The sequence below is a fragment of the Bradyrhizobium sp. GW821-FHT13H06 genome (genome assembly GCF_058803975.1).
The window spans coordinates 34,321-56,832 of record NZ_JBXAPN010000007.1 but is presented as its reverse complement, the minus strand read 5'-3'; the positions used below and the strand labels follow the sequence as shown (position 1 = coordinate 56,832).

Genomic DNA, 22,512 nt, shown 5'->3' with positions numbered 1-22,512 from the left:
TAAGTTTCATTTTGTCCTTGCGGACCTCGGCGCGCAGAACGCCTGATAGAGCGTCTTCAGCACCTCGCGCGCCGGCTCGCTCGCGATCGAATAGAAGATCGTCTGCGCCTCGCGCCGGGCAGACACCAGTCCGTCCTTGCGAAGGAGCGCAAGATGTTGGGACACCGTGGAGTCCCGGAGGTTCAGGAACTCGGCGAGTTCGCCGACCGACCGCTCGCCATCGATCAACTGGCAGATGATCAGCAGACGATGCCGGTTGGCGAGCGCCTTCAGCAGCTCGCTCGCCTGATCCGCCGCCCGCTCCATGATTTCAGCATTCATCTTCATACTTGCGTATATACGGAATTACGAATATATAGTCAAGCGCCGCACGACAGCTGGAGCTAAATCGGCGGAGCGGCTTGGTCCAACGGAGGTACCCATGGCGGAAGTTGTCGTAATCGGAGCTGGTCTGAGCGGAACGCTGATGGCCTATGAATTGCTGCCGCAGTTGAGAAAAGAGGACCGCCTCAGCGTCGTCTCGCAAGGCGCCGTCTATCATTTCGTCCCATCCAATCCTTGGGTCGCAGTCGGCTGGCGCAAGCGCGAAGAGATCGAGATTGATCTGGCGGACGTCATGAAACGCAAGGGCGTGCGGCTGCTCACGCAGGGTGCAAAACGCGTCCACCCGACCGAGAACCGTGTCGAGCTCGGCGACGGCACGTCGATCGACTACGACTACTTGGTCGTCGCGACCGGTCCCGAACTGGCGTTCGACGAGATTCCGGGTCTCGGGCCACAAGGCCATACCCAGTCGATCTGCCACGTCGATCATGCCACGCATGCGCGCGAGGCCTTCGAGAAGCTCGCGGCGAACCCCGGCCCGGTCGTCATCGGCGCCGTGCAGGGCGCGTCCTGTTTCGGACCGGCCTACGAATTCCTCTTCATCCTGGAGACGGAGCTGCGCCGGCGCAAACTGCGCGACCGGGTCCCGATGACGTTCGTCACCTCGGAGCCCTATATCGGCCATCTCGGTCTCGACGGCGTCGGGGACACCAAGGGTCTCCTGGAAAGCGAGATGCGGGAGAAGCACATCAAGTGGATCACCAACGCCCGCGTCGACAACGTCGCCCCCGGCCTGATGTCGGTGGAGGAGTTCGCCGACGACGGCACGTCTCGCAAGGCCCACGAGCTGCCATTCGCCTATTCGATGATGTTGCCCGCCTTCCGCGGCGTCGAGGCGGTGCGCGGCATCGAGAGACTGACCAACCCACGTGGCTTCGTCGTCGTCGACAAGCACCAGCAGAATCCCGCCTTTCCCAACGTTTTCGCGGTCGGCGTCTGCGTCGCGATCGCGCCGGTCGGCGCCACCCCGGTGCCGGTCGGCGTCCCCAAGACGGGCTTCATGATCGAATCCATGGTGACGGCGACGGCGATGAACATCGGCGCCCTGCTTCGCGGCAAGGCGCCCACAGCAGAGCCGACCTGGAACGCGATCTGCCTCGCCGACTTCGGCGACTCCGGCGTCGCCTTCCTGGCGCAGCCGCAGATCCCGCCGCGAAACGTCAATTGGTCCTCCAAGGGCGAATGGGTGCACCTCGCCAAGGTGGCCTTCGAAAAATACTTCTTGCGCAAAATGCGGCGCGGCGAGAGCGAGCCGTTCTATGAGCGCTTCGTTCTCGACAAGCTGAACATCGCCAAGCTCAAGGAGGTCCGAACCGGCACATGAGCACGACACGCCAGATCGTCTGCGGCAGTTGCGGACGCATCAACCGCCTGCCTGCCGAACGCGCGGCGCAAGGTGCGCGTTGCGGCGCCTGTCACCAGCCGATGTTCACCGGTCATCCGACCGAGGTGGACGAGGAGGCCTTCAGCCGCCATGTCGCGAGCAGCGACATTCCCGTGCTGGTCGACGTCTGGGCACCGTGGTGCGGCCCGTGCCGCGCCATGGCACCGATGTTCGAGCGCGCCGCGCAGCAGCTGGAGCCGAACGTCCGGCTGTTGAAGCTCAACTCGGACAACGCACCTGCACTGTCGTCGCGCCTCAACATCAGCGGCATCCCGACCCTGCTGTTGATGCGCGGCGGCCGCGAGATCGCCCGCCATTCCGGCGCGATGGATGCGCGCAGCATCGTCGCCTGGACTGAATCCAACCTGACCCGTTCGTAAGTCGCCAGATAAAGGAGCCTGCCATGAATGTCGATAAAGCCGTCCTCGCCTTTGCGGGATTCGTCGTCCTGCTCGGTCTCGTACTGGGCACCTATGTGAATGCGTATTGGTACCTGCTGACGGCCTTTGCCGGGCTGAACATGTTGCAGGCCTCGTTCACCGGCTTCTGCCCGGCGGCGATCGTGTTCAGGAAGCTGGGCCTGAGCAGCGGTTGCGCGTTCTCCTGAACGCGCAATCCAGCCTGTGATGCGGGGGAATTTGCCATGACCGACGACACCTTCATCGAGGGACCTCTCTACGAGAAGCGGAGGAAGGTCTATCCGCAGTCGGTCCATGGCCCTTTCCGCCGCATCAAATGGGCGATCCTCTGCGTCACGCTCGGAACCTACTATCTGTTGCCGTTCGTACGCTGGGATCGCGGACCCGGTCTGCCCGACCAGGCCGTTCTGATCGACTTCCCGCATCGGCGCTTCTACTTCTTCTTCATCGAGCTGTGGCCGCAGGAAGTCTACTACTTCACCGGCCTGCTGATCATCGCTGCCATGACGCTGTTCCTGATGAACGCGGTCGCCGGCCGGCTGTGGTGCGGCTACCTGTGTCCGCAGACCGTGTGGACCGACCTGTTCTATGCGGTCGAGCGCTGGGTCGAAGGCGACCGGCGCGAGCGCATGCAGGGCGACAAGCGTTACTGGACGTTCGATCACATCCGGAAGGTCGCACTCAAGCACTTCCTCTGGATCATGATCGCATGGTGGACCGGCGGCGCCTGGGTGCTCTATTTCGCAGATGCGCCGACGCTGGTGAAGGAGCTTGCGACCTTCCAGGCGCCCTTCATCGCGTATCTCTGGATCGGCATTCTCACCGCCACCACCTACGTCTTCGCCGGCCACGCCCGCGAGCAGATGTGCATCTATATGTGCCCGTGGCCGCGGATCCAGGCGGCGCTGACCGACGAATGGGCGCTCAACGTCACCTATCGCCGCGACCGCGGCGAGCCGCGCATGTCGGTGAAGAAGGCGGATGCTGCCCGCGCGCAGGGCAATCCCGTCGGCGATTGCGTCGACTGCCATCAGTGCATCAACGTCTGCCCGACCGGCGTCGACATCCGCCATGGCATCCAGCTCGGCTGCATCCAGTGCGGCCTGTGTATCGATGCCTGCGACAACGTCATGAGCGAGATCGGACGGCCCAAAGGCCTGATCGGCTACGACACCGACATCAACATGCAGCGCCGGCGCGAAGGCAAGCCGCCGATCTACCGCATCATCCGTCCGCGCACCCTGGTCTATGCCGCAGCCATCGCCATCGTCGGCGGCATCATGCTGTACACGCTCGCCACGCGCGCGACGATGGACGTCAACGTGCTGCACGAGCGCAATCCGCTGTTCGTCCAGCTCTCGGATGGCGGTGTGCGCAACGACTACACCGTCCGCATCCTCAACAAGGGTCCGCAACGATCGTTCGCGATCGAAGTCTCGGGCCTGCCCGGCGTGACCCTTCGCGTTGCGGGCATCGCGCCGAGTTCCGACGGCAAGCCCGTGGTCGAGGTCGGGCAGGATCAGACCAGCGAAGTCCGGCTATCGGTGCAGGTCGGCCCGGCCGATCTGCCGAAGACCTCTCGCGACATCGATATCGCCATCACCGACACGGTCAGCGGCGAGCGCGCGGCTGCCCGTGACCATTTCGTCCCGGGTGACAAATAGCCACCGGTTGGATATCGCCGGCACAGGGGAGGAATGGAAGCCGCTCACGACCGGAACTGGAGACGCCAGGCGTCCGCCAACTCAAGCGAACAGCCGCTGCTCCCGCGCCATCGCAGGTCGGGTCGAAATGGCATCACAGTCCCGCACCTCGTTCGTGATCACGTTGAAGTGCACGAGTTCCGCCTGGCCAAAGGCGGTCGAAATGGCCACGTCGGCTGCATCCCTGCCGCGTGCGATCACGACGCGGCCGATGCGGGGATGATTGTGCCGCGCATCGAACGTGTACCAACGTCCGCCGATATAGGCTTCGAACCAGGCGCTGAAATCCATCGGCGCGGGATCCGGCGGCACACCGATATCGCCGAGGTAACCGGTGCAGTAACGGGCCGGGATGTTGATGCAGCGGCACAAGGTGACGGCGAGGTGCGCGAAGTCCCTGCAAACTCCGATACGCTCCTCGTGGCCTTCGGAAGCCGTCCGGTCGCTTCGCGCGAATTGATAGCCAAACTTGATATGGCCGTGAACGTAGTCGCAGATCGCCTGGACGCGGCGCCAGCCGCCGCTGATGTGACCGAACGTCGACCAGGCCAGATCCGTCAGGCGCTGGGTGTCGCAATAGCGACTGCCGAGAAGATACACCAGCGCTTCGTCGGGAAGCCGGTCCAACGGGATCTGTTCGGCATGAGGCGCAACCTCATCGGGCAACCCACTATCCTCGATGATGAACTCGTTTCGAATATTGATCTGACCGACAGGGGCGACGAGCCGCGTGCAGACGTTGCCGAACCCATCCTTGTAGTCCCTGAGCGCAACGTTCGGCGACACCCGGATGGCATGGTCGGTCAGAAGGTCGCCTTGCCTCGACGGATGAACAGTCAGCAACAGCACCATCGGCACGTCCTGAAAACAGTTGAACGCAATGTCGTAGCCTGCCCGAATCCTCAAGATCGTGTCCTCTCGCATCGCCATTGATGTCGATCGACAAGCTCCGCTGGGATCATTGGTTCCGCGTGCGCTACCGCGAATCTGCTGAAATGCAAGGCACTTGTGCGGTGTGCACACACAATTGGGCTCTTGGAACCGATGCAGAAGCAGGCTCATATGGTGCGAGCCTGAGTACAACAGATGCCCCTCTATTCCGTCCACCACAGCACGACCTACCGCTACCGGCAGCCCGTCAGACTTGGACAGCACCAGCTGCTGTTTCGTCCGCGCGACAGCTTCGATCAGCGTCTGCTCGCGTGCCGAATCGCAGTGCGCCCCGAGCCGTCGGAAGTCCGCTGGATCCACGATGTGTTCGGCAATTGCGTCACCCTCGTCGATTTTGCGGCCCGGACCGACGTGCTGGAATTCGAGACCACGATCCGGCTGGAGCATACCCCCGAGAACGCGCCGGATTTCCGGATCGAGCCATACGCCCGCGAGCATCCGTTCGCCTACGACGAGACCGAGTTGCCGGATCTTGCACCGTACATGCTCCGGCATCATCCCGGCGACGTCGCCGTCGACGACTGGTTGTCGAAATTCATTGCGCCCTCGGCGAGCCGGCCGACGGGGCAACTGCTGATGACGCTCAACGAAGCGATCGCCGAAGGTTTCTCCTATCGGAGGAGAACCTCGCATGGCACGCAAACGCCCGCCGAAACGCTCGACCTGCAGCAGGGAACTTGTCGCGATTTTGCCCTGCTGATGATGGAGGCCGCCCGATCGCTCGGTTTTGCGGCCCGCTTCATCACCGGTTACGTCTACGTGCCGGACCGCGACGGCCCGGCACGGCTGGGCGGAGGCTCGACCCACGCATGGTGCTCGATCTATGTGCCGGGCTCGGGCTGGGTCGAGTTCGATCCGACCAACGGGATTGTCGGAAACCGCGATCTGATCAGGGTCGGAGTTGCCCGCACGCCGGCGCAGGCGATTCCGCTCTCGGGGTCCTACTGGGGGGAGGCGGACGACGAACTCGGCATGGAGGTCGCGGTCAACGTGAAGACGGAGACCGGGCCGGAGCCCGAGGAGACGGGCACGGCGGCACCCGATCTGGCTGCGCTATCCTCAGCGGGACGTTAACGGGACCGCTCGAATTGATTCTGCGGCCCAACGCTATTTTTCCAATCTTTGCGCTAAGGATGATCCTGCTGGGACGGGCTTTGCCCGCGTAGACGGGGACGACGGACGTGGTCGACATCGCGCATCAGACAGCGATCAATCCGGCATCGGCAAGGGATGCCGGCGCCGCGCGCGCGCTCGTTCCGCTCACGGCGATCGACCCCGGTCAGTGGCGCGCACTCGCGCAGCGCGCGGTCGAGCCGAACGGATATTACCTGCCCGCCTGGGAGCTGGCTGTCAGTGCGACCGCGCGCGGCCGCAGCAATGCCTCGGCACTTCCGGCATTCGATGGATCTTCGACGCGGCTGATCGGACTGATGCCGGTCATATCGCTCTGGCGCGCCTGGAAGATCCCTCTGCCCGCGCTGGCGAGCGCGCATCCCTACGGCACGCTGTGCAGCCCGCTGATCGACGGCGATGCGCCGATCGAGGCCGCCACGCGGCTGTTGCAGCAGGCGCGCGAGGCCGGCGCGCATGCGCTCGTGCTGACCGACGTCGCGCTCGACGGCGCGGCGATGAATTCGCTGAAACAGGTCCTGGATCGCGCCGGCCTGAAGCCGCGAATCCTCTCCTCCTACATCCGCGCCAGCCTCGATGCGACACAGGATGGCGAGACGCTGCTGCGCGAGGCGCTCGGCGCCAAGAAGCTCAAGGAGCTGCGGCGCCAGCGCCATCGCCTGGAGGAGCACGGGCCCGTCGTGTTCGAGGTCGCGCGCAAGCCCGACGAGATCGGGCCGGCGCTCGAGACATTCCTGCAGCTCGAAGCCGGCGGCTGGAAGGGCAAGCGCGGCACCGCGCTGGTCCAGCATGCAGGCGATGCGACCTTCATCCGCCGCGCAGTCCCCGCGCTGGCAGAGACCACGCAATGCGAGATCGTCACGTTGCGCGCCGGCACCACGGCGGTCGCCGCCGGCATCGTGCTGCGCCATCAGGATCGCGCCTTCTTCTTCAAGCTCGGCGTCGACGAACGCTTCGCGAAGTATTCGCCGGGTGTGCAGCTCACCCTCGAGCTCACCCGCCACCTCTGCGCCGATCCCGCCATCGCCAGCGCGGACTCGACGGCGAGCGCCGATCACCCCATGATCAATCCGATCTGGCGCGGACGCTTCGCGATCGGCGATGTGCTGATCCCGCTGCGCCGGCACGATCCGATCGTGACGCTGGTTCACGCGGCGGTCGCGGCGCACGGCATCGCGTATGCAGCGGCGCGCCGCGCAGTTCGCCTACTTCGCAAATAGACCAGCTACTCCGCTGCCTGCGCGTTGATCTCCGCCGAGACCTGGCGGATGGCGCGCGCGAGCAGGTTCGGATCCTGCGCGCCGGAGACGGCGTATTTCTGCGCGAAGACATAAGTCGGCACGCCGGAGATACCCTTCTCGGCGGCTTCCTGCGCATCGGCCGAGACGCGCGCCACGTCCTCGTCGGTTGCGAGGCGCTTGCGCACGTCGTCGGCATCGAGGCCGACATCGGCCGCCGCCTGCACCAGCACGTTCACGTCGGTGAGATCGCCGCCGTCGCGGAAGTACAGCTCCATCAGGCGCTGTTTCATCTCGGGCGCCTTGCCGATCGCCTCCGCCCACAGGATGAGGCGATGGCAGTCGGTCGTGTTGGGCTGGCGCGCCACCAGCTCGGGCTTGTAGACGAGGCCCTCCTCGCCCGCGGCCGCGACGACGCGCCCCGCAATGCCCTTATAGGCCTCGACCGAGCCGAACTTCTGGGTGAGATAGTCTTCGCGGCTGATGCCCTCGCGCGGCACCCAGGGATTGAGGAAGAAGGGCCGGAAATTGAGCTTGACGGGAACGTCGGGCACGAGCGCCAGCGCGCTCTCGATCCGGTGCTTGCCGATATAGCACCAGGGGCACACCACGTCGGAGACGACGTCGATCTGGAGCGGTTTCAGCGTGCTCATGTCAGGCGCCTCCTTCGGGCAAGTCACGGATTAGCCCAAAGATAAGCAGAACCCTCCCCGAGGCAAGCAGGGCTATTGCATATGAGAGCTTTTCCCTGCGGCCATCCTTCGAGATGCCCGCCTTTGGCGGGCCCTCAGGGTGAGGACCGAGTGCGCGGCAGCAGTTTCAGCGGGCACCGATGACGCTTGGACTCATTTTGAGGAGACCGCCACCGGGTCCGCGCATAGCGCGGCCGATGACAGGCTCCGCGGTCGTCTCGAAGGACGAGGCGCGCGCTCAGGCCCGAGGCAAGTACGCTAGGTCATGGCTGATGCGATCTGCTTCAGCCGTTCGGCCGTGCGCTCGTCCGCCGGAAAGAACGTCTCCAGCGCCAGCTCCGACAGGGTGATGTCCACGGGCGTGCCGAACACCATGGTGGTGGAGAAGAAACTAAGTATCTCGCCCTCGTGCCGCAGCTTGAAGGGGATGGCGACATTGTCGCTCGACAGCGGCGCCGAACGCGCCGGAATGGGATAGCTCTTCAGATCATTGTAGAGCTTGATCAGCTCGGGATCGGCCGTGGCCTCGCATTGGCGGTGCAGCCGCTCCAGCAGATGGCCGCACCATTCCGCGAGATTGACCGTGCGAGGCGCCAGCGCCTCGGGATGGAAGGCGAGCCGCAGCACGTTGAGGGGCTGGCCGAGCAGATACGGCGGGACGCCTGCGAGCAGCGGTGCCACCATGCGATTGGCGGAGACCAGGTTCCAGTGCCTGTCCACCGCAAGCGCGGGGTTGGGCTCATGTGCTTTGAGCACCAGGTCGATCGCCCGGCGGGCTGACTTCAAGGCGGGATCCTCCAGCGTGCGCTGCGGGAACGCCGGCGCGTAACCGGCGGCGACCAGCAGCACGTTGCGTTCGCGCAAGGGCACGTCGAGGCGCTCGGCGAGCCTCAGCACCATGTCGCGCGAGGGCGCGGCGCGGCCGGTCTCGACGAAGCTCAGATGCCGCGCCGAGATCTCGGCTTCGCCCGCGAGATCGAGCTGGCTCATGCGGCGGCGCTGCCGCCATTCGCGCAGATGGTCTCCGATATGGACCGGCTGGCTGCGTTCGGTACGTGCCGTGGAAGCATGTGCGTTCATGGTCGAAAAACTAGCATGCGGATTTCGGCCCTTCCATTACCCGCGAGGTAATCGAATTGGGGCGCGGCCGCGCGCATCTTTGGTCGCAACAGGAGATGACCATGATCGCACTGCTGCTCTATCGCACCGTTGCAGACCACGTCCTGCCCTGGGCCATGGCATTCGCAACCCGGATGCTCGCGCGCAGCCTCAACATGCCGGAGCCGCTGGTGCATTCGACCGGCGACTATGTCGTCGCCCGGGTCATCGCCTTCGAGCATGGCGTCGGCAGGAGCCTCTGCCCGTTCCGTCTCGCCCGCCTGCTCCGCGCCTGCTGGCGCGGTCGGCGTTGAGTTCCACCCCAAGCCCACCCCAACCCAGGAGACCCAAGATGATCGAAGCCTCCACCTTCCTGCGCCGCGCACTTCTCGCCGACGCCGTCTTCAGCGGCATCGCCGCGCTCGGCTTCACCTTCGGTGCAGGCGCGTTCGCGACACTGTTCAATCTGCCCGAAGCATTACTGCTCGAAGCCGGCCTGTTCCTGATCGCCTACACCGTCCTGGTGGGGTGGCTCGCCTCGCGCGCCACCGTCGCGAAACCGCTCGTCCTACTGGTCGTCGTTGGCAATGCGGCCTGGACGGTCGGCAGCATCGCCCTGCTGCTCTCTGGCGCGGTGTCACCGAACCTCGCCGGCGAGCTCATGGTTGTGGCGCAGGCGATCGCGACCGGCGTGTTCGCCGAGCTGCAATATGTGGGATTGCGGAAGAGCGCGAGCGTGGTGGCAGCGTGAGGCCGCACCACGTGCCATCGTCGCCCGGCTCGGCCGGGCGACGACAACATTCAAGAGACAATCAACCCATGCGGACAAGCTGCGGCGTGCAGGATGGTTCGGTCCCGGCTCCGTGACACCTGAGCAGGCAACGTGGGCTTGTTATGCCCTTGCGCGACCGACCTTGCCGGTGAAGTGCTTGCCGTTCAGCTTCTTCTTTTTCGCCGACCCGACCTTCGCATCCGCTTTCTTGGCCTTGCGCTCGGTCCGCGCCTTTACCTTGGCGCGTTCGGCCCGCACCTCGGCACGCAGCTTCTTGCGCTTCTTCTCGCAGGAATCGCACTTGCAGCCGATCGGCTTCAGATAGGCTTTGAAATAGTCGGTGCCGTAATCGTAGTTGATCTCGTCGCCCGGCCCGATGTTCTTGATGGCGCGGATGAAGACCTTGCGCTCGCGCGGCCGGACGTCGGATTCGGCGTTGGGCCGGCAGGAATGGTTGATGTAGCGGGCGAGGTTCTTGCGCACCGACCCGTCGATGGTCCAGCGGCCGTTGAGCTCGAACAGATATTTGTTCTCGATCTCGTCCTGCTCGGGAATCCTGGAATCCAGGATCGGTCCGAAATAGCGGATGATCCGGGTGCCCTTCTTGATCGGCTTGGTGGCGAAGAGGCCGAGCCCGGTCTTGGAGCGGCCGACGCGATAGGGTTTGTTCGAGGATGTGGCTGGCATGATCAGGAGTACGAAGGCGCGAACGAGGCTGGAGGAGCCCAAGCGAAGCCGCTCTTCTAGAACGATTCCGTGCCGCTGTCAGGTGCCTGGCGGTGCTGTTTGAACCTTGCCCACAATCAAGGCGTCTGATGGTACGAAGTTCCAGCTGCCTCGAAGTGTCATCATGATCCGCATGACCGCCCCATCGCTCACCGCGCTGCTGATCTGCGCCGGCCTCGGCTGCGCCAACGCCCAATCCGTGGGCAGCAGCTACACCTCGACGGCGCCGAAGGACTGCCGCCAGATCGGCAAGCCCAGCGACCTCGACGGCAGCACCACGCGGGTGTGTCCGGGCAAGGACGGGCTCGTGGTGCTGATCGCCGAGGATGATCTGCGCGAGATCGTCTCCGTCGGCCGAAATCGCAAGCAAGCGGCGGAGGAACCGGCAGCCGACGTCTGGTTCGCGCCATTCAACTCATCGGAAAGCACCGTCGAATGGCGCACTGCCGGCGAAAAGCCGTTTGCGATCATCCAGCGCTGGCACATCGCGGACAACGCCGATCCCGACAAGCAGGGACGGCCGAAGACCAAGGCCATGCTGGTGGTGACCCGGCTGCCGCCGGGCCCGGTCTGCCACGTCGCCTATGTCGACGCGATCGCCAACCCGACGGCCAATGAACTCGCCCGCAAGGCCGCGGACGATTTCGCCCGGGGGTTCACGTGCGGAAAGGACAAGGTGAAGATCATCGGCACAAGCGGGCGCGCCGTCGAGCTGGCCACGATGCGCTAGCCTCTCGCCTTGGCGCGGCGATAGACGCCTCACCATGGCGAGAGTTGCGTTGGGATCAGGGGCCCGTCGGCTTGCCCGTGATCGGCGCCGTCAGCATCGCCTCGAGCAGGCGTTCGGCAGTCGTCCCCTCGGGCAAGCGACCGAGGATGTCCTCGAGCCGCCCATCGAGCAGCAGCATCGTGAAGCCGTGCACCATCGACCAGGCGCGCGCGATCGCCGCGCCCTGGGTCAGCGTCAGCGCGTCTTCGCTGATCTGCTCCTGCCGCATCATGCCGATCGCATTTGCAAGCCCCGCGAAGGAGGCCTCGGCGGCCTCGTGTAGCGAGGGTCTCGAATAGTCCAGCCGCTCGGTGCGGAACATGATGCCGTACATGCCGGGATGCGCCTGCGCATAGGCGACATAGGCTTTCGGCCTCGCCAGCGCGCGTTCGAGCGGCGTTGTGGCGGCATCGCAGGCCGACGCCATCGCGGCGTTGAACTGGCGGAAGCCGACGGCGGCGAGCTCGCTGAGAAGCCCCGTGAGATCGCCGAAATGATGAGTGGGCGCGGCATGCGAGACGCCCGCCTCGCGCGCCACCGCGCGCAATGTCAGGCCGGCGAGCCCGTCGCGCTCGAGCACCCGTTCGGCGGCCCTGAGCAGCGCCTCGCGCAGCGCCCCGTGATGATAGGGTGTCTCGGTCCTCGCAGCCGCCGGGCGCCGCGCGGGACGCGCCTGCGCCTTCGCTGCCGACGATGTCTTTTTCGGAGTGCGCGGGTTACGCGCGGTTTCGCTCTTGCCCATGAGACAAGCTATATGACGCAATATTGACAGTGTAAAGATTTCGCTTGACCGGAACGACAATCGGTATTATCTGATCTTTACGATGTAAAGATAGGGAGCAACGCCGTGCAGCAGGTCGCCGAGCGCCGCAACAATATCGCACCGATCCCATTCGAGGCCGACGCGCCCTTCCTCAAGATCATCGGCGAATTGCCGCGCGAGCTGAACGGCACGCTCTACCGCAACGGTCCCAATCCGCAGTTCGAATCGCCCGGCGCGCACTGGTTCGTGGGCGACGGCATGCTGCACGCCTTCCATCTCGAAAACGGCCGCGCAAGCTATCGCAACCGCTGGGTCCGCACGCCGAAATGGCTCGCCGAGCACGATGCCAGCCGGGCCCTGTTCGGCGGCTTCGGCCGCAAGCTGCCGGATGCACCGGCCAACCTCACCGATGGTGGCGTCGCCAACACCAACATCATCTTCCATGCCGGCAAGCTGCTCGCGCTGGAAGAAGCGCACCTGCCCACGGAGATCGAGCCGGGCACGCTGGCGACGCGCGGCTATCACAACTATCAGGGCCACGTCGCCGGCAGTTTTACCGCGCATCCGAAGATCGATCCCGTCACCGGCGAACTGGTGTTCTTCGGCTACAATGCCGCGGGACCGTTGACGCCCGCCCTCTCCTACGGATCGATCGACGCATCCGGCAAGGCGACGCGCTTCGAGCGCTTCGAGGCGCCCTATGCCAGCATGGTGCACGATTTCATCGTCACCGAAAACCATGTGCTGTTTCCGATCCTGCCGATCACGGGCAGCATGGAGCGCGCGATGAGCGGACGGCCGCCCTATGCCTGGGAGCCGGACAAGGGCGCCTATGTCGGCGTGATGAAGCGCAGCGGCACCGCCAAGGACATCGTCTGGTTTCGCAGCGAGGCCTGTTACGTCTTCCACGTCATGAATGCGTGGGAAGACGGTGACCGCATCGTCGCCGACGTCATGCAGTTTGAGGAAGCACCGCTGTTTCCACATCCCGATGGCCGACCCACCGATCCGGAAAAGTCGCGGGCCCGCCACTGCCGCTGGACGTTCGATCTCGCAGGTAATACCGACCGCTTCCAGCGGACCTACCTCGACGATCTCACCGGCGAATTCCCCCGCATCGACGACCGCCGCGCCGGGCTGAAAAACCGACACGGCTGGTACGCCTGCGCCAATCCAAAGCTACCGATGTTCGGCGCGCTGTCGGGCATCGTGCATGTCGACGGCAACGGCCGAAGGCTCGGCCATTACCTGCTGCCGGCCGGCGACACCATCTCCGAACCGGTGTTCGTCGAGCGATCGAAAGATGCGGCCGAGGGCGACGGCTGGCTGCTGGCGGTGATCTGGCGGGCGCGTGACAACCGCAGCGACCTCGCCGTGTTCAATGCCACCGATGTCGAATCCGGCCCGGTCGCGCTCGTCCAGCTCGGGCACCGTGTGCCCGACGGCTTTCACGGCAATTGGGTGGGCGCGGCATAACCATCATCGTCATTCCGGGCGCGACGAAGTCGCGAACCATGATGCGCAATTGCGCATCCGAGGATCCATCTCACCGCACATTCTGCCGCCCCACGGATTCTCAGCTTCGCAATTACGCCACCCGGTTCACGCTTGGCGTCACCCCGGAATGACGGAAAGAGGAGTTTCCCATGCACATGCCCTCGATCACCACGGGCTGCATCGCCCTCCTCGCCCTCGCCTGCATCACGCTCGCCCTCCGAATGATCCAGCTGCGGCGGAGCAGCCATGCCATCTTCAACGGCGGCATCCTGCTCGCCGCCGGCCTTCTCATCGTCTCTGCGCTGCCGATCCTGCCGCGCCTGCCCTGGGCGGAGCTGGTTGACGAGGTGTCCGACCAACTCGTTGCAGCACTTCATTTTTTGGAGATCGCCTACGTCATTTTGACACTGTAAAGATTATGCTTGACCCCGACCTCGCTCTTGAACTACTTATCTTTACACCGTAAAGATCAGTTTGACCGAGGCGGCCAATGGCGATTTTCGTGATCCTTGCGCCCTATGGCGCCTTCACTTTTCTGATGCTGGTGACCTCGGCCACTTCAAGCGTTTTCGCGGCTTCCGCGATCTGCCTCGGCACGGTGGCGATCGATGTCGCGTGCGGCCGCTCCGTGAAAATCCTGGCCGTGGGCTCGGCGATCGTATTCGCAGCGATCGGCCTTTACCTCGCGCTGATCGACCCCGCGCTCGGCACGCTCGGCGTCAAGCTGTCGGTCGATGTCGGCATCTTCGTCATCTCGCTGGGCTCGATGCTGATCCGCCGTCCCTTCACGCTGCAATATGCGCTCGAATCCGTGCCGACCGAGACCGCGGCGATGCCCGGCTTTCTCCGCGCCAATTACATCATCACCGCCGCGTGGACGGCGGCCGCCCTGTTGATGACGGCCGCCAATCTCGTGCTGCTCTACGCCCCCGGCCTGCCGCTCTGGTCGAGCCTTGCGGTTGCTTTTGCCGCCCGGAACAGTGCGATTTACTTCACAAAGTGGTATCCCGAGTATTGCCGGATCAAGTACGGTACGCCTGCCCGCGCATTGCTCAGCGCACGCTGAACAGGATTGACGATGAAGGACGTATTCGCCCGCCTCGCCTCCGACCTCTTCTCCGCCATCGTCTTCCTGGTCATCTATCTCATCACCGACAACGTCATCCTGGCGACGTCGGTGGCGATCGCCGGCGCGTTCGCACAAGTGGTCTACGCCCGCATCAAGGGACAGCACCTCAACTACATGACATATGCGAGCCTCGCGCTCGTCGTCGGATTGGGCGCGGTCACATTGCTGACCAATGATCCCCGCTTCATGCTGGCGAAGCCCGCGATCGCGCATTTCGCGATCGGCCTCATCATGCTCAAGCGCGGCTGGATGCTGCGCTACATGCCGCCGATCGTCACCGAGACCGTTCCGGAATATGTGACGGCTGCGGGCTATGCCTGGGCCGTGCTGATGTTCGTCATCGGCGCCGGCATGATCGCTGTCGCATCGACCGGCGATTTGAAGCTGTGGGCGTTCTACCTCACGGTGGTCGCAGGCGGCGGCAAGATCCTGGCCTTTGCCGTTCAATACGTCGTTCTGCGCCTCATCGTCACCAGCCGCCGGCGTGCCGCCGCCCGCGCCTAAATGCCCTAAGCACGATGCGATTGGGATGAATCGTCATCGCGCTTTAGGTCGTTGTTTAAGCATGATCTTTTCGGAAAATCGCTGCGCACTTTTCCTGATCATGCTTTCGCGCAGGGTTAGGCAGGAGCTGCGAGTTGGGCTATAGCCTCGCTCAGGACGGGCCGCGGATCGTCGCGGACCGCCGAAATCTGTTCGGGAGACGGGAATGGCCGTAGACGGCAACTGGAATCTGACGATGACGACGCCGATGGGCGAGCGCCAGGCGACGCTGACCCTGCTGAGTTCCGGCGGCACGCTGACGGGCACGCAGGGCGCAGAGGGCAACACCGCAGAGATCTTCGACGGCACCATCAGTGGCGACGCCGTCAACTGGAAGGTTTCCATCACCAATCCGATGCCGTTGACACTCGAGTTCATCGGAAAGGTCTCCGGCGACAGCATGAGCGGCGAGATGGGCATCGGCCCGATGGGCAGCTTTCCGTTTACGGGCGTACGGGCGTAACGCCGCGGCTTCGGCACATGCCCAACATCCGCCTCGTCGCGGCGACGTTGCTGTGTGTCGCAGCATCGGTGGCGGCGCACGCGGAAGACACCGAACCGGCGTGGCGCGCAAGCGCGCTCGCCATGGTGCCGCCAGGCTTTGTGGCCGGCACCGCCTATCGGACCGATGGTTCGACCGGTTATCTCGCCGTTGATCCCGCGACATCGAATGATCCGAAGACGCCCGCAAGCGTGTTCGCCGCACGCCAGGCGCTCGTGGTCACGCTGACGGCGGATGCGGCACGCGCAGTCTCGGCGGAGTTGAAGCCGCGCCCCGAGCCCGATTCCGACAATGACCACACCGATTTCGCAAAGCTGCACGCCGATCTCGCGGCCAAGCGCGCCAGCTTGCCTGCAGGCACCGAGCCCTGCGATCTCGGCGCCTGGTCCATCGACAAGGACCCGGGCGGCCTCAACGTGCGTGCCGAGCCGTCGGTAAAGGCGCGTGTGCTCGGCACGTTGCCACCGCCCTACCGGCTCAAGCTCGGAGGCAGCGAGAACACGCCCGACGGCGGCTGGCTCACCGAATTCCGCATCATCGGCTTCAGGGACGGCTGGTTCCTGATCGAAGGCGCGAAGCCGCCCGGGAAGGACTACGAGGACGAGAAGAGATATCCGCGCAGTGCGCCGAAGCCCTATGGCGGGCGCGGCTGGGTCGCATCCAACAAGGTGGGTGCGGCCTATGCCAATGGCGCCACGCGCATGGGCGGGCTGTTCCAGGCGCCCTTCGTCGATGCGAAATGGATGCCGGCGCAGCGCGAGCTCGGCGGCGCGCTCGACACCGACGGCGGCCCGAAGCGCCTCTTGGCCTGCAGCGGCTTGTGGGGTCTCGTCGAGAGCCACGACGGCGTCCGCGGCTGGTGGCGCGCACTGTGCTCGAACCAGGTCACGAATTGCAGTTAGCGAAATATAGAGCGACCAAGCACCGCTCTCGTGTCCCGGACGCGGCGCGGCACGCAGTGACGCGGCGCAGAGCCGGGACCCATGTCACCGCGCGGACCCCGGATCAGCAGCGCATCACTTCGTGCCGCGCTGCATCCGGGGAACGTGGCCTCAGCCCAAGTTTAACTCCTTGAAGAAGTCGTTGCCCTTGTCGTCGATGATGATGAACGCCGGGAAGTCGACGACCTCGATGCGCCAGATCGCTTCCATGCCGAGCTCGGGATATTCGAGCACCTCGACCTTCTTGATGCAGTGCTCGGCGAGGTTCGCGGCGGCGCCGCCGATCGAGCCGAGGTAGAAGCCGCCATACTTCTTGCAGGCCTCGCGCACGGCCGGCGCCCTGTTGCCCTTCGCCACCATCACCATCGAGCCGCCGGCGGCCTGGAACTGGTCGACGAAGGAATCCATGCGGCCTGCCGTGGTCGGCCCGAACGCGCCGGAGGCGTAGCCTTCGGGCGTCTTGGCGGGGCCGGCATAGTAGACCGGGTGGTTCTTGAAATAGTCCGGCAGCGGCTCGCCCTTCTCCAGCCGCTCGCGCAGCTTGGCATGCGCGCTATCGCGCGCGACGATCATGGTGCCGGTCATCGAGACGCGGGTCTTGATCGGATATTTCGAGAACGTCGCCAGAATGTCCTTCATCGGCTGGTTGAGGTCGATCTTGACGACCTCGCCGCCCAGCGACTGCTCGACCTGGGGCAGGTACTGCGCCGGGTTGTGCTCGAGCTCCTCGAGATAGACGCCGTCCCTGGTGATCTTGCCGAGCACCTGGCGGTCGGCCGAGCAGGACACGCCAAGCCCGATGGGGAGCGATGCGCCGTGGCGCGGCATGCGGATCACGCGCACGTCGTGGCAGAAATATTTCCCGCCGAACTGCGCGCCGACGCCGAGCGACTGCGTCATCTTGTGGATTTCCTTCTCCATCTCGACGTCGCGGAAGGCGTTGCCGTCGGGCGAGCCGTGCGTCGGCAGCGCATCGAGATAGCGCGCCGAGGCGAGCTTCACCGTCTTCATGCACAGCTCGGCCGAGGTGCCGCCGATCACGATGGCGAGGTGATAAGGCGGGCAGGCCGCGGTGCCGAGCGTGAGGATCTTCTCCTTGAGGAAAGCGAGCAGCCGGTCCTTGGTCAGCACCGATGGCGTCGCCTGGAACAGAAAGCTCTTGTTGGCGGAGCCGCCGCCCTTCGCCATGAACATGAACTTGTAGGCGTCGTCGCCCTCGGCGTAGATCTCGCACTGCGCCGGCATGTTGTTGGCGGTGTTCTTCTCCTCGTACATCGAGAGCGGCGCGACCTGCGAGTAACGCAGGTTGCGGCGGAGATACGCGTCGCGCGCGCCTTCCGACAGCGCGGCCTCGTCGTCACCGTCGGTGATGACGTTGCAGCCCTTCTTGCCCATGATGATCGCGGTGCCGGTGTCCTGGCACATCGGCAGCACGCCGCCGGCTGCGATGTTGGCGTTCTTCAGGAAGTCGAGCGCCACGAACTTGTCGTTCGGGCTCGCCTCGCCGTCCTCCAGGATCGCGCGGAGCTGCTTTAGATGACCGGGCCGCAGGTAATGGTTGATGTCGCCAAAAGCCGCCTCCGACAGCGCCCGCAACGCCTCGCGCGACACCACCAGCATGTCCTTGCCGAGGACCTTCTCGACCCTGACGCCCTCGGACGAAATCTTCTTGTAGGGCGTCTCGTCCTTGCCCAGCGGGAACAGCGGGGTGTGCTTGTAGGGCGGAACGGGCTTGGACTGATCGGGAAAGGCGGTGGGAGCGTTCATGGGGCGGATCTCGGGGTTTCGGGGCCTCGCGGGCCTCCAGGCATAGAAGGGTTCTAAGCGCATTTTGGCCAGAAAAGAAAGGGAGCGGTGCGCATGGGAGAGGCAGGCCGGGCTCGGGAAGGCATTGGCACACCTCGTGGAAATGCCTCTGCCCGCCCTTGCGCTTCGGGCCCGCCGACGCTTGAATGCGCGCGCTAAGGGGCTTTTCATCATGACATTGAACTTGAACGTCCGCGGCGCGATCCTGGTCGCCGCCGCCATTGCCGGCCTTGTGGCCCTCGTCTCTCCCGCCCGCGCCGACCGCTGCGACGACAGCGCCAAGGAGCTGGCGAACCAGGTCGATCGCCTCAAGGTGAACTTCCGCGCCGCCAATGTCGTCTACATGACGCATCCGGCGGCCAAGGAGCTCTCCGTGAGTTGCCGCGGCGACAAATATTCGATCGAGCTCTATGCCAAAGGCGATCGCAAGCCCAAGCCGGAGTTCTATGCGCTGGTGGGATCGATGGCCGCGATCGTCTTCACCGTGACGAAGGACGACACGACGACGGGCGCGACACGCTGCCTGAAGCGGATGGGCCTGCTCCGCGGCGACAAGGTCAGCATGCGCTATCGCCGGCTCAACATGGAATGCACCCGCACCAAGACCGAGGCGTCGATCGCGATCACGCGCGGCAAGGACGAATAGGGCGGCATACTCCTCGCTCTTGCTGCGGGCGCGGCGCAGCTGGCGCGCAATAGCTGGCCACGTACTCCGTCATTGCGAGCGCAGCGAAGCAATCCAGAAATCTGTCCGCGGAGACAGTCTGGATTGCTTCGTCGCATCAGCGCAAAATTGCTACGCAATTTTGTCGCGAGCTCCTCGCAATGACGGGGAGAGGCCTCGTCGTCTCCTTGTTTGCTCCGCGCAGATGAGACGTATACACGGCATTCACCGCACCAATTCCCTCGCATTTTAGCGATTGCCTTGAAGGAAATTTCGCTCCTCGCAGGGCAGGCTGAATTGTTTCCATATGTGAGGATTTGTGGATGAAGGTTTCCACCGTGGCGCCCCCGCCGATCGCGATCGTGGTCCCTAACTACGACACGACCAAGCAGCAGGACGACCAGACCAAGGTCAAGGACGAGGATCCGACCTTCAAGCCGCAACCGCCCGCGCCCCTGCCGCCGGGTCAGGGCACGCGGATCGATCAGCTCGCCTGAGCAGACTTGCCACGGCTGAAGCGCCCGATCCGGTCGATCGGGCCTTTCGCGCGTCCGGCCGCATCTTTGCCGGATAGCTGCACCAATATCGTGCGCGCCTCCCCGGGACCTGCGCATGATCGCACGCCTGCTGTTGCAGAACACGGTCTTCGTCGTCGCCATGGGCGCGGTGCTGTTCGCATCCGCCGGAACACTGCATTGGCCGTCGACCTGGACGTTCCTCGCCACCTCCGCGCTCCTCGGCCCGCTCTGCGGCTGGTGGCTCTACCGGATCGATCCGGCGCTGCTGGCCGAACGTCTGCGGCCGGTGCTGCAAAGGGATCAGCCCGCCGCCGACAAGATGTTCATGACGGCCTTCGTCTTCGTGATGCTGGCCTGGCTGGTCGTGATGGGGCTTGACCGGCGCTTTCAATCCTCCGACATGCCGACTGCGTTGCAGGCGCTCGGCCTCGTGCTGTTCCTGGCCTCGACACTGTTCACCATGTGGGTCTTCCGCGAGAACTCATTCGCCGCCCCCGTGGTGAAGCTGCAGACCGAGCGTGCGCAGCACGTGATCTCGACCGGTCCCTATGCCCATGTCCGGCATCCCATGTACAGCGGCATGGTGCTGTTCTTCGCCGGCCTGCCGTTGCTGCTGGGGTCGTGGTGGGGACTTGCGATGCTGCCGCTCTTTGTCGCCTTGTTCGCGGTCCGCATCTCCATCGAGGAGCGCACGCTGCGCGAGGGCCTGCCGGGCTATACCGACTATGCGGCGCGGGTGCGCTATCGCCTCATGCCCGGCGTCTGGTGAGGGCTGATCCTTTTCCGGTCCGAACCGCTAACCGTCCAGCTCGCGGTAGCGGCGGAAGATACCCTGCTCGTTGAAGGGAATGCGGCGCTCGCTTTCGAGATAGGCCTTGATGTTCGGCCGCGCGGCGATGCGGTCGTGCAGACCGACAAGGCCCGGGACATCCGCTTCGAACGCCTTCATGCGCCTGGGGAAGGCATAACGCAGCCCGTCGACGATCTGGAATAGCGAGAGATCGACGTAGGTCAGGCGGCGACCGGTGACGTAGGTGCCGCCGCTCCCGTCGAGAAGCCGCTCGAAATAGCCGAGATATTTCGGCACGCGCTCGTCCCAGAAGTCGGCCGTGCGCTTTTTCGCCGGTGCCTTCTGGTCCTCATAATAGAGCGAGGGTCCGAGCGGATGATGGGTGTCGTGGATCTCGACGACGAAGTCCGTGATCGTGAGCTGAAGCTGGTGCACCCAGAGCCTGCCGGCTTCCGTCTTCGGCGCAAGCCCATGGCGGGCGCCGAGATAGAGCAGGATGTTGGCGGTCTGGCCGATGACGAGCTTGCCTGCCTTCAGGAACGGCGGCGCAAAGGGCGGCGTGCCCTCGTGCGCGTCCATCATCTTCATCATCGCAGCAGTCCCGCGCGGACCGCGCGCGACATCGACGTAAGCGGCCTCCGCCTCCTCCAGCGCCAGCCGCACATATTCGCCGCGGCCCTGGATCTCGGGCCAGTAATAGAGCTCGTATTTCATGGGAGGGATCCGTGCAGGTGGGGCGACGGAACCAATGTATCACTCGCCACAAGGTTCCGTCAGCGCCGCAGCGACGGCTGCCGCTAAACAATCCGTCATTGCGAGCGTAGCGAAGCCATCCGGAGTCGTTCCGCGGAAGGCATTCCGGATTGCTATGCTACGCTCGCAAGCCGCGCGGAGAGAGCGGTGGGCCCAACGAAAAGGGCGCCGTGCCCGAGGCACGACGCCCTTCCTCGCAAATCGCTTGCGATCAGTTGGCCTGCTGGATCGCCGACAATTCCCAGCCGCTGCCCGGCCTGCGGGCGAACGTCCAGATCTCGGTGGCCTCGCCCGGCTGCTCGCTGCCGGCAACCACGGCGCCGGTGTTGCGGTCGACCGTCTTGTCGGTGAGCGCGAAGCGCAGCGCCACCGTGGCGTATTCGGTCTCGCCTTCCCGCCAGGCTTCCGCGAGGTCGCCCTGCAGGAGCTTGACGTCAGTCACCTTGTTGACGACGTTGCGCGCACGGTTCTGGGCAAGGTCCTGCTCGAAATAGGAAACCATTTCCGGCGTCGCGAGCGTGTGCAGCTTGGCCACGTCCTCGTTCGACCAGGCGGTCTGGACTTCGCCGAGCAGGCGCTCGAACGCCTCATAGTCGTCCGGCTTGATCTCGAGCGGCGCGTTGTTGGCACCGAAGCCGAAGCCGCCAAGACCACCGCCAAGACCACCGGCAAGACCACCGGCAAGACCGCTGCGATGGCTCGTCTGCGGTCCAGGCGCTGCGCCTGAATCAGCATTTGCATTGGCATAAGCCGCCCGCGGGGCGTGACGGCGCTGCCACCACGACATGGCCAGCCGCACCACCAGCACAACGAGCGCGATCTGGATGATCAGGCCGAGGATCGAGGACAGGCCGCCGAGGCCGCCGAACAGGCCGCCGCCGAACAGCATGCCGAGCAGGCCGGCACCGAGGAAGCCGGCCGCGAGGCCGCCCAGGAAACCGCCGCCGCGGCCGAACAGGCCGCCGCGCGCGGGCGCGGACGCAGCCGAATTCATGCCTGTGCCCGGCTGGGTGTAGGTCCGGTTGAACTGCGAGGCCGAGCCCGGCGCTGTCGTGGTCGGGGGCGGCGCCGAATAGGTGCGCGAGCCGCGTGAACCCGACGAGGAGCCGCCGCCGACGCGCGCGTCGGCGGACGAGATCGCCAGTGCAGTCGGCAGCGCAAGCGCCAGCACGACGGCGATCGTCTTGAAGAGATTGCGGGAGCGTAGCGAGAAAGTCATATGCGTTTCCCAAATCCCCGGCATGGGGACGTGCGCTTAAGATGGGCAGACTTCCCGAAAAGTGAAGCCGGTTTCGGAGCTCGTGACTGCGGCCCTCAGTCGCGGGGATGTGGCAAAAGC

Annotated in this window: 27 protein-coding genes; 18 read left to right on the top strand and 9 right to left on the bottom strand. The window is 64.8% G+C overall.

Features of this window, described 5'->3' with window-relative positions; genetic code table 11:
- Positions 1-6 precede the first annotated feature (6 nt).
- Positions 7-327 (bottom strand): ArsR/SmtB family transcription factor, encoded by a 321-nt coding sequence (locus AC1RQP_RS26610; RefSeq protein ID WP_239625041.1) that lies wholly within the window; start codon positions 325-327, stop codon positions 7-9.
- A gap of 94 nt (positions 328-421) precedes the next feature.
- On the opposite strand from AC1RQP_RS26610, the gene AC1RQP_RS26605 reads away from it, so the two are divergent.
- From AC1RQP_RS26605 to ccoG, 4 genes are read left to right on the top strand one after another with little or no spacing between them, the layout of a single operon-like run.
- Entirely contained in the window at positions 422-1,708 is a 1,287-nt protein-coding gene (locus AC1RQP_RS26605; protein WP_492939359.1) for an NAD(P)/FAD-dependent oxidoreductase, read from the top strand.
- Positions 1,705-2,148 (top strand): thioredoxin TrxC, encoded by a 444-nt coding sequence (gene trxC, locus AC1RQP_RS26600; RefSeq protein ID WP_492939357.1) that lies wholly within the window; start codon positions 1,705-1,707, stop codon positions 2,146-2,148. The genes AC1RQP_RS26605 and trxC overlap by 4 nt, the downstream gene beginning before the upstream one ends.
- A gap of 23 nt (positions 2,149-2,171) precedes the next feature.
- A complete protein-coding gene (locus tag AC1RQP_RS26595; RefSeq protein WP_061883001.1) occupies positions 2,172-2,375 on the top strand; it encodes a YgaP family membrane protein in 204 nt (67 codons plus the stop codon).
- 36 nt (positions 2,376-2,411) lie between these two features.
- Entirely contained in the window at positions 2,412-3,851 is a 1,440-nt protein-coding gene (ccoG, locus tag AC1RQP_RS26590) for a cytochrome c oxidase accessory protein CcoG (protein WP_492939355.1), read from the top strand.
- Between the two features lie 81 nt (positions 3,852-3,932).
- Here ccoG and AC1RQP_RS26585 read toward each other — a convergent pair whose 3' ends face one another.
- Positions 3,933-4,796: a transglutaminase-like domain-containing protein gene (locus tag AC1RQP_RS26585; RefSeq protein WP_492939895.1), complete on the bottom strand. Its 864-nt coding sequence runs from the start codon at positions 4,794-4,796 to the stop codon at positions 3,933-3,935.
- A 180-nt stretch (positions 4,797-4,976) separates the two neighbouring features.
- On the opposite strand from AC1RQP_RS26585, the gene AC1RQP_RS26580 reads away from it, so the two are divergent.
- A complete protein-coding gene (locus AC1RQP_RS26580; RefSeq protein ID WP_492939353.1) occupies positions 4,977-5,915 on the top strand; it encodes a transglutaminase family protein in 939 nt (312 codons plus the stop codon).
- Positions 5,916-6,022: 107 nt separating this feature from the next.
- Positions 6,023-7,192: a GNAT family N-acetyltransferase gene (locus AC1RQP_RS26575; protein WP_492939351.1), complete on the top strand. Its 1,170-nt coding sequence runs from the start codon at positions 6,023-6,025 to the stop codon at positions 7,190-7,192.
- Positions 7,193-7,197: 5 nt separating this feature from the next.
- Here the strand turns inward: AC1RQP_RS26575 and AC1RQP_RS26570 are convergent, their stop codons facing one another.
- Both AC1RQP_RS26570 and AC1RQP_RS26565 read right to left on the bottom strand, forming a co-directional pair.
- Complete coding sequence (locus AC1RQP_RS26570) at positions 7,198-7,863, bottom strand: DsbA family oxidoreductase (protein WP_131871351.1); 666 nt, start codon at positions 7,861-7,863, stop codon at positions 7,198-7,200.
- Between the two features lie 297 nt (positions 7,864-8,160).
- Positions 8,161-8,982 (bottom strand): helix-turn-helix domain-containing protein, encoded by an 822-nt coding sequence (locus tag AC1RQP_RS26565; protein WP_239625058.1) that lies wholly within the window; start codon positions 8,980-8,982, stop codon positions 8,161-8,163.
- A gap of 101 nt (positions 8,983-9,083) precedes the next feature.
- Here AC1RQP_RS26565 and AC1RQP_RS26560 point away from each other — a divergent pair, with 101 nt between their 5' ends.
- Positions 9,084-9,314, top strand: coding sequence for a hypothetical protein (locus AC1RQP_RS26560; protein ID WP_492939348.1), 231 nt, complete (start codon positions 9,084-9,086; stop codon positions 9,312-9,314).
- Between the two features lie 38 nt (positions 9,315-9,352).
- Positions 9,353-9,751 (top strand): hypothetical protein, encoded by a 399-nt coding sequence (locus tag AC1RQP_RS26555; protein ID WP_492939346.1) that lies wholly within the window; start codon positions 9,353-9,355, stop codon positions 9,749-9,751.
- Between the two features lie 141 nt (positions 9,752-9,892).
- Here AC1RQP_RS26555 and AC1RQP_RS26550 read toward each other — a convergent pair whose 3' ends face one another.
- Entirely contained in the window at positions 9,893-10,459 is a 567-nt protein-coding gene (locus AC1RQP_RS26550) for an SET domain-containing protein (RefSeq protein WP_492939893.1), read from the bottom strand.
- A 163-nt stretch (positions 10,460-10,622) separates the two neighbouring features.
- On the opposite strand from AC1RQP_RS26550, the gene AC1RQP_RS26545 reads away from it, so the two are divergent.
- Positions 10,623-11,228 (top strand): hypothetical protein, encoded by a 606-nt coding sequence (locus tag AC1RQP_RS26545; RefSeq protein ID WP_239625064.1) that lies wholly within the window; start codon positions 10,623-10,625, stop codon positions 11,226-11,228.
- Positions 11,229-11,283: 55 nt separating this feature from the next.
- Here the strand turns inward: AC1RQP_RS26545 and AC1RQP_RS26540 are convergent, their stop codons facing one another.
- On the bottom strand, positions 11,284-12,009 hold the full coding sequence (locus tag AC1RQP_RS26540; protein ID WP_131871357.1) for a TetR/AcrR family transcriptional regulator: 726 nt from the start codon (positions 12,007-12,009) through the stop codon (positions 11,284-11,286).
- Positions 12,010-12,114: 105 nt separating this feature from the next.
- Between AC1RQP_RS26540 and AC1RQP_RS26535 the strand changes: the two genes are divergently transcribed.
- From AC1RQP_RS26535 to AC1RQP_RS26510, 6 genes are all read left to right on the top strand, one after another.
- Positions 12,115-13,506: a carotenoid oxygenase family protein gene (locus AC1RQP_RS26535; protein WP_492939344.1), complete on the top strand. Its 1,392-nt coding sequence runs from the start codon at positions 12,115-12,117 to the stop codon at positions 13,504-13,506.
- Between the two features lie 170 nt (positions 13,507-13,676).
- Positions 13,677-13,940 carry a hypothetical protein gene (locus tag AC1RQP_RS26530; protein WP_492939342.1) on the top strand — a complete coding sequence of 88 codons (264 nt, stop codon included), beginning with the start codon at positions 13,677-13,679 and terminating at the stop codon, positions 13,938-13,940.
- A gap of 77 nt (positions 13,941-14,017) precedes the next feature.
- Positions 14,018-14,593 carry a hypothetical protein gene (locus tag AC1RQP_RS26525; protein ID WP_492939340.1) on the top strand — a complete coding sequence of 192 codons (576 nt, stop codon included), beginning with the start codon at positions 14,018-14,020 and terminating at the stop codon, positions 14,591-14,593.
- A 12-nt stretch (positions 14,594-14,605) separates the two neighbouring features.
- The gene (locus tag AC1RQP_RS26520) at positions 14,606-15,160 is read left to right on the top strand and encodes an inner membrane-spanning protein YciB (RefSeq protein ID WP_492939338.1); all 555 of its coding nucleotides are present in this window, start codon (positions 14,606-14,608) and stop codon (positions 15,158-15,160) included.
- Between the two features lie 205 nt (positions 15,161-15,365).
- The gene (locus tag AC1RQP_RS26515) at positions 15,366-15,662 is read left to right on the top strand and encodes a hypothetical protein (protein ID WP_028181202.1); all 297 of its coding nucleotides are present in this window, start codon (positions 15,366-15,368) and stop codon (positions 15,660-15,662) included.
- A gap of 17 nt (positions 15,663-15,679) precedes the next feature.
- Entirely contained in the window at positions 15,680-16,603 is a 924-nt protein-coding gene (locus AC1RQP_RS26510; RefSeq protein WP_492939336.1) for an SH3 domain-containing protein, read from the top strand.
- Positions 16,604-16,753: 150 nt separating this feature from the next.
- Here the strand turns inward: AC1RQP_RS26510 and AC1RQP_RS26505 are convergent, their stop codons facing one another.
- Positions 16,754-18,409 (bottom strand): fumarate hydratase, encoded by a 1,656-nt coding sequence (locus tag AC1RQP_RS26505; protein ID WP_492939334.1) that lies wholly within the window; start codon positions 18,407-18,409, stop codon positions 16,754-16,756.
- Between the two features lie 211 nt (positions 18,410-18,620).
- Between AC1RQP_RS26505 and AC1RQP_RS26500 the strand changes: the two genes are divergently transcribed.
- The 3 genes from AC1RQP_RS26500 to AC1RQP_RS26490 all read left to right on the top strand — a co-directional run bounded on the left by AC1RQP_RS26500 (position 18,621) and on the right by AC1RQP_RS26490 (position 20,399).
- Positions 18,621-19,094: a hypothetical protein gene (locus AC1RQP_RS26500; protein WP_239625078.1), complete on the top strand. Its 474-nt coding sequence runs from the start codon at positions 18,621-18,623 to the stop codon at positions 19,092-19,094.
- Positions 19,095-19,435: 341 nt separating this feature from the next.
- Positions 19,436-19,609, top strand: coding sequence for a hypothetical protein (locus AC1RQP_RS26495; protein WP_194393053.1), 174 nt, complete (start codon positions 19,436-19,438; stop codon positions 19,607-19,609).
- Between the two features lie 115 nt (positions 19,610-19,724).
- Positions 19,725-20,399, top strand: coding sequence for a methyltransferase family protein (locus AC1RQP_RS26490; RefSeq protein ID WP_492939332.1), 675 nt, complete (start codon positions 19,725-19,727; stop codon positions 20,397-20,399).
- Positions 20,400-20,426: 27 nt separating this feature from the next.
- Here the strand turns inward: AC1RQP_RS26490 and AC1RQP_RS26485 are convergent, their stop codons facing one another.
- Positions 20,427-21,134 (bottom strand): glutathione S-transferase, encoded by a 708-nt coding sequence (locus AC1RQP_RS26485; RefSeq protein ID WP_492939330.1) that lies wholly within the window; start codon positions 21,132-21,134, stop codon positions 20,427-20,429.
- A 250-nt stretch (positions 21,135-21,384) separates the two neighbouring features.
- On the bottom strand, positions 21,385-22,416 hold the full coding sequence (locus AC1RQP_RS26480; RefSeq protein WP_492939328.1) for a Tim44 domain-containing protein: 1,032 nt from the start codon (positions 22,414-22,416) through the stop codon (positions 21,385-21,387).
- Between the last annotated feature and the right edge of the window lie 96 nt (positions 22,417-22,512).